Origin of the sequence: Qipengyuania citrea (assembly GCF_024171405.1) — a bacterium.
GTDB lineage: Bacteria > Pseudomonadota > Alphaproteobacteria > Sphingomonadales > Sphingomonadaceae > Qipengyuania > Qipengyuania profunda.
This window is the reverse complement of sequence record NZ_JALJZT010000003.1, coordinates 114376-122500: the sequence shown is the minus strand read 5'-3', so window position 1 is coordinate 122500 and position 8125 is coordinate 114376. Positions and strand designations below refer to the sequence as shown.

The 8125-nt window shown below is 65.0% G+C and carries 13 protein-coding genes (1 of these 13 cut by a window edge); 5 read left to right on the top strand and 8 right to left on the bottom strand.

Annotated elements, in window-relative coordinates:
• Positions 1-348, top strand: the end of a protein-coding gene (locus J2S32_RS15630; RefSeq protein ID WP_253523425.1) for a GGDEF domain-containing protein. Its footprint begins 879 nt before the window's first position; the window shows 348 of its 1227 coding nt (coding positions 880-1227); its start codon lies beyond the left edge, outside the window; its stop codon occupies positions 346-348.
• A 19-nt stretch (positions 349-367) separates the two neighbouring features.
• On the opposite strand, the gene J2S32_RS15625 is transcribed toward J2S32_RS15630, so the two are convergent.
• The 5 genes from J2S32_RS15625 to rpmF all read right to left on the bottom strand — a co-directional run bounded on the left by J2S32_RS15625 (position 368) and on the right by rpmF (position 3380).
• Complete coding sequence (locus J2S32_RS15625; RefSeq protein ID WP_253523423.1) at positions 368-739, bottom strand: MerR family transcriptional regulator; 372 nt, start codon at positions 737-739, stop codon at positions 368-370.
• 8 nt (positions 740-747) lie between these two features.
• Positions 748-1047 (bottom strand): integration host factor subunit alpha, encoded by a 300-nt coding sequence (locus J2S32_RS15620; protein WP_197458094.1) that lies wholly within the window; start codon positions 1045-1047, stop codon positions 748-750.
• A 126-nt stretch (positions 1048-1173) separates the two neighbouring features.
• Positions 1174-2139, bottom strand: a complete 966-nt coding sequence (locus J2S32_RS15615) for a beta-ketoacyl-ACP synthase III (RefSeq protein WP_253523421.1) — start codon at positions 2137-2139, stop codon at positions 1174-1176.
• The gene (gene plsX / locus J2S32_RS15610; RefSeq protein WP_253523418.1) at positions 2136-3173 is read right to left on the bottom strand and encodes a phosphate acyltransferase PlsX; all 1038 of its coding nucleotides are present in this window, start codon (positions 3171-3173) and stop codon (positions 2136-2138) included. The genes J2S32_RS15615 and plsX overlap by 4 nt, the downstream gene beginning before the upstream one ends.
• A 27-nt stretch (positions 3174-3200) precedes the next feature.
• Positions 3201-3380: a 50S ribosomal protein L32 gene (gene rpmF / locus J2S32_RS15605; protein WP_253523415.1), complete on the bottom strand. Its 180-nt coding sequence runs from the start codon at positions 3378-3380 to the stop codon at positions 3201-3203.
• A 235-nt stretch (positions 3381-3615) separates the two neighbouring features.
• Here rpmF and J2S32_RS15600 point away from each other — a divergent pair, with 235 nt between their 5' ends.
• Entirely contained in the window at positions 3616-4014 is a 399-nt protein-coding gene (locus J2S32_RS15600; RefSeq protein WP_253523413.1) for an MAPEG family protein, read from the top strand.
• A gap of 205 nt (positions 4015-4219) precedes the next feature.
• Here J2S32_RS15600 and J2S32_RS15595 read toward each other — a convergent pair whose 3' ends face one another.
• Entirely contained in the window at positions 4220-4861 is a 642-nt protein-coding gene (locus J2S32_RS15595; protein ID WP_253523437.1) for an MBL fold metallo-hydrolase, read from the bottom strand.
• 120 nt (positions 4862-4981) lie between these two features.
• Here J2S32_RS15595 and J2S32_RS15590 point away from each other — a divergent pair, with 120 nt between their 5' ends.
• Complete coding sequence (locus tag J2S32_RS15590; RefSeq protein ID WP_253523411.1) at positions 4982-5359, top strand: hypothetical protein; 378 nt, start codon at positions 4982-4984, stop codon at positions 5357-5359.
• A gap of 12 nt (positions 5360-5371) precedes the next feature.
• On the opposite strand, the gene J2S32_RS15585 is transcribed toward J2S32_RS15590, so the two are convergent.
• Positions 5372-6013 (bottom strand): S24 family peptidase, encoded by a 642-nt coding sequence (locus tag J2S32_RS15585; protein WP_050600292.1) that lies wholly within the window; start codon positions 6011-6013, stop codon positions 5372-5374.
• Positions 6014-6184: 171 nt separating this feature from the next.
• Here J2S32_RS15585 and J2S32_RS15580 point away from each other — a divergent pair, with 171 nt between their 5' ends.
• Complete coding sequence (locus J2S32_RS15580; RefSeq protein ID WP_253523409.1) at positions 6185-6400, top strand: hypothetical protein; 216 nt, start codon at positions 6185-6187, stop codon at positions 6398-6400.
• A complete protein-coding gene (locus J2S32_RS15575) occupies positions 6390-6743 on the top strand; it encodes a hypothetical protein (RefSeq protein ID WP_253523407.1) in 354 nt (117 codons plus the stop codon). Before J2S32_RS15580 ends, J2S32_RS15575 begins: the two co-directional genes overlap by 11 nt.
• A 190-nt stretch (positions 6744-6933) precedes the next feature.
• Here the strand turns inward: J2S32_RS15575 and J2S32_RS15570 are convergent, their stop codons facing one another.
• A complete protein-coding gene (locus tag J2S32_RS15570; RefSeq protein ID WP_253523405.1) occupies positions 6934-8109 on the bottom strand; it encodes a PepSY-associated TM helix domain-containing protein in 1176 nt (391 codons plus the stop codon).
• Between the last annotated feature and the right edge of the window lie 16 nt (positions 8110-8125).

The window sequence follows — 8125 nt, the reverse complement described above, 5'->3', positions numbered from 1 at the left end:
GGGCGCGTGATCCGCACGGTCCTGCAAGAGGAAGTCGGCGCGGATCATTTCGCCGCGCGGCTGGGCGGCGAGGAATTCGCGGTCATGGTGCCCTGCGGACCGACCTTCGAAAACCGTGCCCTGACCGATATGCTGCACCGCCGGATAGCGGGCATTGCCGAGCAGATGGAAATCGAAGGGCTGGTGACCACCGCCTCGCTCGGCGTTTCGGTGATGGACCGCCAGCAGACGCTCGATGAAGCGCTGCACAATGCCGATACCGCGCTCTACCGCGCCAAGGCGCAGGGTCGCAACCGGACCGAATATGCACTGATGTCAGCGAGAATGACGACGATCCAGAGCGCCTGACGCGCCCGCGCCGAACCCGTCAGTCGAGCGCTGCCACCAGCTGGGCGCGCATGGCCTTCAACCGGGCCAGCAGGTCGCCATCCACAGCGGGTGGCGAAGCGGTGGTCCCCTGCGGCTGCGCTGCGGCCTGCGGGTCGGGCGCGCCGCGCAGTGCGGCCTTGGCGCCCTTGAGCGTATAGCCTTCCTGATTGACCAGCCGGTCGATCCGCTCGACCAGTTCGACATCTTCGGGGCGGTAATAACGCCGTCCGCCGCTGCGGGTGAGCGGCTTGAGCATGGGGAATTGCTGTTCCCAATAGCGCAGCACATGCGCCTTGATTCCGGTCGCCTTGGCGACTTCGCCGATAGTGCGCAGCGCGCCCGCTTCCTTGCCGTCGTCGAATGTCGCCATATCTGTCCTCAGCCGTTCGCGATGCGCTCTTTAAGCAGCTGGCTGGCGCGGAAGGTCATCACGCGGCGCGGCGTGATCGGCACTTCGACCCCGGTCTTGGGATTGCGGCCGATGCGTTCCTTCTTGTCGCGCAGAACGAAGCTGCCGAAGCCCGAAATCTTCACATTCTCGCCATCCGCCAGCGCATCGCACATCTTGCCGAGGATCGCTTCGACCATGTCGAGCGATTCGGCGCGCGAGAGCCCCATCTTGCGGTTGATCGTCTCGGCCAGATCGGCCCGGGTGAGCGTGCCCACGGAGCGCATCATATCCATACTATCCTTCCCCTCAGATGCGACCCTGAGCGAGATGCGACCCCATTCGAAGATTCGCCAAGCAATATAGGAGTTTGCTGCCAGTCTGGCAAATCGCCCGCCCCGCGTTTTCGCGCCGTGCTACATCCGTGCGAGCGAAGCGCCCCAGGTAAAGCCGCCGCCCATTGCCTCGAACATCACCAGATCGCCCGGCTTGATGCGCCCGTCGCGCATCGCGGTATCGAGCGCGAGCGGGACCGATGCGGCGGAGGTATTGGCATGGCGGTCGACAGTGACGACGACCTTTTCGGCCGGCAGGTCGAGCTTGCGCGCCGTGGCATCGAGAATACGGGCATTGGCCTGGTGCGGCACGACCCAGTCGATATCCGCGGCGCTCACGCCGGTTTCGTCGAGCACTTCGGTCAGCACATTGGCGAGATTGACTACCGCATGGCGGAACACCTCGCGCCCCTTCATCCGCAGCTTGCCGACGGTGCCCGTGGTCGACGGGCCACCATCGACATAGAGCATGTCCTTATGCGCGCCATCGGCATGGAGCCGGCTGGCAAGGATGCCGGGACCGTCATCGGCGACATCCTGCGCTTCGAGCACGACCGCGCCAGCACCATCGCCGAACAGGACGCAGGTGGTGCGGTCCTCCCAGTCGAGGATGCGGCTGAAGGTTTCGGCGCCGATCACCAGCGCCTTGGTCGCCATGCCGGTCCGCAGCAGCGAATCGGCAGTGGCGAGCGCATAGAGAAAGCCCGAGCAGACCGCTTGCACATCGAAGGCGACGCCGCCGCCGCATTCGAGCGCGGCCTGCACCTGCGTGGCGGTGGCGGGGAAGGTGTGATCGGGCGTCGCGGTGGCAAGGATGATCAGGCCGATCTCGCTTGCCTCCACTCCTGCGGCCTCGAGCGCCCTGCGCGCAGCGTGGATCGCCAGCGTGCTGGTGGTCTCGTCCGGCTCGGCGATATACCGCTGGCGGATGCCGGTGCGTTCGACGATCCACTCGTCGCTGGTATCGACCTTGCCGGCCAGATCGGCATTCGTGACGCAGGTCCGCGGCAGCGCCGAACCCGTGCCGGTGATAACCGAACGAATCATTTACCCGCCACGCTCGAGGGTTCGATCGCGCCGAGATCCTGCTTGATGCGATTGGTGATATCGTCCTCCAGCAGTCGTGCGGCGACTTCGACCGCATTGGCGACGCCCTTGGCATTGGCGCTGCCGTGGCTTTTGACCACCACGCCGTTGAGGCCAAGGAAGACCGCGCCATTGTGATTGTTGGGGTCGAGATGGTGCCGGATCAGTTCGGTCGCCGGTCGCGAAACCAGGAAACCGACTTTCGAACGGACGCTGGAGGTAAAGGCCTGGCGCAGCAGGTCGGTGACGAAGCGCGCCGCGCCCTCGATCGCCTTCAGCGCGATATTACCTGAGAATCCATCGCACACGACCACGTCGCATTCGCCGCGATTGATCTTGTCGGCTTCGACATAGCCTTCGAATTCCATCGCCAGCCCGGTGGCGGCGCGCAGCGCTTCGGCGGCGGCCTGGATGTCTTCGGTGCCCTTGGTTTCCTCGGTCCCGATATTCAGCAGGCGGGTGCGCGGGCGTTCGCGCCCGGTGACGATCCGCGCATAGGCGGCGCCCATGATCGCAAACTGGACGAGGTTGCGGGCATTGCATTCGCGATTCGCGCCCAGATCGAGCATGACCACGTCATCGTCGGTCAGCGTCGGGAGCAGTGCGGCCAGCGCCGGACGGTCGAGCCCGGGCATGGTGCGCAGCGCAAGCTTGCTCATCGCCATCAGCGCGCCGGTATTGCCTGCGGAAACCGCAGCGCCGGCATCGCCCTGCTTCACTGCATTGACCGCAAGGCCCATGCTGGTGGTCTTGGCACGGCGCAACGCGCGGCTCGGCAGCTCGTCGCCGCCGACCACGTCGGTGCAATGCAGGATTTCGGACGCCCCGGCCATGCCGGGATGCGTGTCGAGTGCGGCCTTGATGCGCGCTTCATCGCCTACCAGCAGGAACTGGAACTTGTCGTGGCGCCGACGCGCAAGCGCGGCGCCCTCGACCATCACGCGCACGCCTTCGTCTCCGCCCATCGCATCGACGGCGATACGCGGCAGGCTCATGGCGCTTCTCCGGCTTGGCTGACGGTCTTAAAGACCGACGGCGATGATTTCGCGGCCGTTATAATATCCGCAGTGCGAGCACAGATTGTGCGGGCGCTTGAGTTCGCCGCAGTTCGAGCACTCATGATGGGCCTCGACCTTGAGCGAATCATGTGCACGGCGATTGCCGCGGCGGTGGGGCGATACTTTCCTCTTGGGGACGGCCATGGCGGCACCTGTTCCTCAAACAATTACAGTCAATTTCGGTGGCCGCCCTAGGGGAAGCTCCGGCACCGCACAAGAGCGCGTGAACCCGAATATCCCGACCGTGACGGTGAAGGCGGGCGCTATAGCGAATTTCGCGAGCGATGCAACCCGTCTGTTGGCGTTGCGCGGCAAGCGGCATCGCCCTAGCACCGCAACCGTATTCCGTATCGTACGGATCGAAAGGGGAGAGACGAGCATGGGCATTATCCTGCCAGTTACGCTTACCGCGGCAGCCGCCGCCGCCATCATCAATATCTGGCTCAGCATCCGCGTCGGGCAGATGCGCGCGCAACAGAAGGTTTCGATCGGCGACGATGCCGGAGGCCCGCTGACCGCGCGCATGCGCGCACAGCTCAATTTCGTCGAGAACACCGCCTTCGTGCTGGTTCTCGTCGCGGCAATCGAACTGGCGGCCAAGGGCGGCGAATGGCTCGCCTGGGTGGTCGCGGCCTATATGCTCGGGCGCGTGGCGCACGGGCTCGGCATGGATGGCGGCGCGCTGGCACGCGGTCGCCCGCTCGGGGTGATCATCACCATGCTGACCCAGCTGGGCCTCGCCGTGGTGGCGGTGCTGATCACGCTGGGCATGATGTAGGTGAAAGGGCACGAGGGGGAGGCGCGCAGGCGCTCCCCTTGGCGGTTAGGATTTGTTTTGGTGCGCTAGCGGCATCCGCCGCTAGCTTGCGGCGGCACCGGCCCACGCCCCCTCCCGGCCACCCATAAAATACCGTGCCGTGGGTGGCCGGGAGGGGGCGTGGGCCGGTGCCGCAAGGTCAGGACCGATGTCCTGACCGCCCGAATCAAGAAAGCGCGTAATCGCTCACGAAAGCGTTGGTCTGGCGTTCCTGGCCGAAGGTGCTGGTCGGGCCGTGACCGGGGATGAAGGTCACGTCATTGCCGAGCGGCCACAGCTTCTGCGTGATCGCATCGATCAAATCCTGGTGGTTGCCCATCGGGAAATCGGTGCGCCCGATGCTGCCCTGGAACAAGACGTCGCCGACGACGGCGAATTTGCTCGGCCGGTGGAAGAAAACCACATGGCCGGGCGTGTGGCCGGGGCAGTGGATGACCTCGAGCGTAAGGTCGCCCACAGTGACGGTATCGCCGTCAACCAGCCAGCGATCGGGTTCGAACACTTCGGCCTGCATGCCGTATTTCGCGCCGTCTTCGTCGAGTCGGCTGATCCAGAAGCGGTCGGCCTCGTGCGGGCCCTCGATCGGCAGGCCGAGTTCCTTCGCCAGCACGCCCGCCTCGCCGCAATGGTCGAGATGGCCGTGGGTGATGAGGATCTTTTCCAGTTCCACCCCGCTCTTGGCGACCGCCGCCTTGAGCTTGTCGAGATCGCCGCCCGGATCGATCAGCGCGCCCTTGTTGGTCGCGGTGCACCAGATCAGCGAGCAATTCTGCTGCAGCGGGGTTACGGGGACGATGCCCGCCTTCATCGGCGGGGTAGCGGGCGTTTGCGTGCTGTTTTCCATTGCTGGGGAAAGTGGTCCGGTTTGTGATCGAAAACAAGGCGCATCTCCGGCTTTGTGCTATCGGGCAGGCAAAGGAGAGTTACCGTGCGAATAGTCGAAACGATGGCCCTGGCGTCCCTGTTGCTGGCAGGCTGCCAATCCGCCGGCCCCGTAGCCGCCCCGGCGGCGGCGCCGAGCCCTGCCGCGGCGGATGCGGATGCGGTGCCCGACTATGTCACCGCGATCTGCGGCGAATGCCACGCGGTGAAGAACAATGCGGTATCGGTGAACCCGCAAGCGCCCGGCTTTGCCGATATCGCCAACAGCCCCGGCCTGACACGCGACACGCTGGTGACCTTCCTGTCGGATGCACACAATTACCCAATGCAGATGGATGTCGACCTGGTCGACGAGGATATCGAAGTGATCGCCGACTATATGCTCACGCTGCGCTCGGACGATTATATCAAGCGGCCCTCGTAGCGGCGTGGCGGGTCACACCCGCCCCCCTTTCCAAACAACCCGGCCGATCACCTCGACCTCGTCGCGCGCGAGGTCGATCGGGGCGTAGCTGTCGTTGGCGCTGATCAGCGCGATGCGACCCGGTGCGCTGGCCTGGACCTGCTTGACGTGCAGCGCATCGCCGATGCGCACGACATGAATGCCCTCGCCCGAACGCTTGTTGCGGTCGACGAAAATCTCGTCGCCGCTGCGCAGGGTTGGTTCCATGCTGTCGCCCTCGACGCGGATCGCGGTGAGATCGGCGCCCTCCAGACCCATTTCGCGCAGCCAGCGGCGGCTGAAGCGGAAGCTGTCGAAGGAAATTTCCTCTGCCGAGAACGCGCCGGGACCCGCCGAGGCGTCGAGCGGGAGGCGGGGCACGGTGATGAACTCGTCTGGGGCAGAAGCGCGCACATGGTCGGGATCGGCGCCCAGCGCGACCTCGGACACACCGAAGAACTCGGCCAGCCGCCGCCGGTCCGCCTCCTCCAGCTTGCGCGGTGATCCCTTGCGCACGAATTGCTGCAGATAGCTGGGATTGCGGCCGAGCATGGCGGAAAGTGAGGCAAGGCTGGTGCGCCCGGCCTCGGCCAGTTCGACCAGCTTCGCGCGGTCCGGCGTCATTGCGTCACTCATAAGACCGTGTCCTCAAGCCCGCCATCATCCACCCCGCGTCACGCAGGACGTTGGATGCGAGAAATTTCCCATAGCATAGGATTTTTCCTAGACAAGTAGGAATTGGATTGGAACAAATACGGAACACAGCCAGCGAATCGCCACTTCCGGCAGCCATTTGGGGAGCCCGCCATGCTGATCCGATCCGTCGAGAAATTCCTTCGCCAGCACGAGATGGCGGCAACCAAATTCGGCCGCCTTGCCGCGCATGATCCGCGCTTCGTGCTCGATCTGCGCATGGGCCGCGAGCCGCGCGATCGCACCGAACAGCGCATCCGCGGTTTCATGGCCGGTTTCGAGGCCGCGCGCGACACCGCACCCACGCAGGAGACCGCGCATGTCGGCTGAACCCGCCCCGCCCCGCGCGCCGCGCGCACGCCGCACCGCCGCCGATCGCCTGCGCGCCGCGCTGGCCGACCTCCACGCGCATCGCGGGCAGGTGTTGACGCATACCGAGAAGGCCTGGGCGAGCATCACCTTCGCGGGCACGCGGCACAGCCTCGCGATCCTGTTCGCAGGCGGCGATGCGGTCGAGGCCGGCGAAGAATTCGTCGCCGCCTTGCCCGATCACGAATTCGCCATCCCCGGCCAATTGGTCGCCGATGCGGGCGTGGTGGAAGTCGAACACCGCCTCCTCCCCGAACCGCGGCTGGTTGTGCAGTGCGAATTGCTGCTGCTGGAGGAGAGTTAAGGGGAGCGCGTGGGCGCCTGTTTCTCACGCCTATCGTTTACGCAAGAACGTTCGAAGCGGGGTGGCCTTGCGAAGGTCCGCCTTCGGCTTTCCAGCGAAAGAGAGTGGTCATCCGACCGGCGCTCAGACGCGGCACAGTTCTGGAAGGACGGCTATCGGTGTGGTGCAAATCGTCGAGGGCGCGACAAGGCTACGGGATGCCGAGGATAAGAAAGGCGAGAAACAAGAATCCGATCGCAATCAGGGAGTTTGATAGCCAGCGCCAGCGCCCCATTCCCTGCCACATGCCGGAAAAACTCCGTCCTAGTCGCACCCGGTCGCCGCGCTCGCGCGCGATGCGGAGCGAATAGATCGCCGCTCCGGACAGCGAGAGCCCCGTCGTGGCCAGGCCGAACAGGAACCACGGTACCTTGGTCCAGTAACCACCGAAATAGCCGAAATGGAGGGGGTCGGCAATTTCGCCGACCCGCTGGTGCAGGTTCAACTCGCGCCCGTCGGTTGTCAGCAGCACCTCGCCGGTGCGGGCGTCGACATAAACCGCGTTCGAGCGCGGGCGGACCAGCACCGCCTGGTATTCGCCATTCAGCTGCAACACACCCTCTTCGCCCGGCAATTGGACGTTTTTCACCTCTAGGCCGGGATAGGCTTCAAGCGCCGCCTCGATCGCCGCCGCGAGACTTCCCTCGTCGCTCTGTCCTTTTTCGACCGGTGCCCCGCGCTCCACGCGGGGATGCGGCGGCGCATTGCCGCCTAGGCTCTCCACGAAATACCAGAGGCTCGTGAGCGTAATCAGCGCTACGAACCACAGTGACCAGACCCCCGCCAGACGATGAAAATCCCCCCACCAGGTGCGCGCATCGCGATTGCGCAGCGGCTTGGCAAAACCCCGCCACCACTTCTTGTAGACCACGAAAGAGGTGACGAGGCTGATGAGCAGCAAGAAAGCGAGTGAAGAGACGATCGGGACCCCCAGCGAGGTCGGAAGATTGAGGTGACGGTGCATGTTTCTGAGCACGCGATGGGCACCGACCCAGGGCCCGGCCCCCTGAATATCGCCAGTGGTCGGATGTGCGTGAAGGAAGAACAGATCGCCCGCCTCGTCCTCCACCGCCACCTTGACCGCGAAGGCCGATGCCGTCGGGGCGCTGATATAGGTCGCCCTCGCCACGCCGGGATATCCGCGCGCGTTATCCGCTATTTCGGCCCAGGCGATGGGGCCTTCGACGCTCGCCGGCGCGACGCGCAGGCTCGGCTGGAGCAACCAGTCGATCTCGGCGCTCAGCACCGCCGACGTCCCGGTGAACAGGATGAAGGTCATGAACAGGCTGAGCTTCAGCCCGACCCATTGATGCACCTTCCACCACATCCTTGCGCCTTTGGGC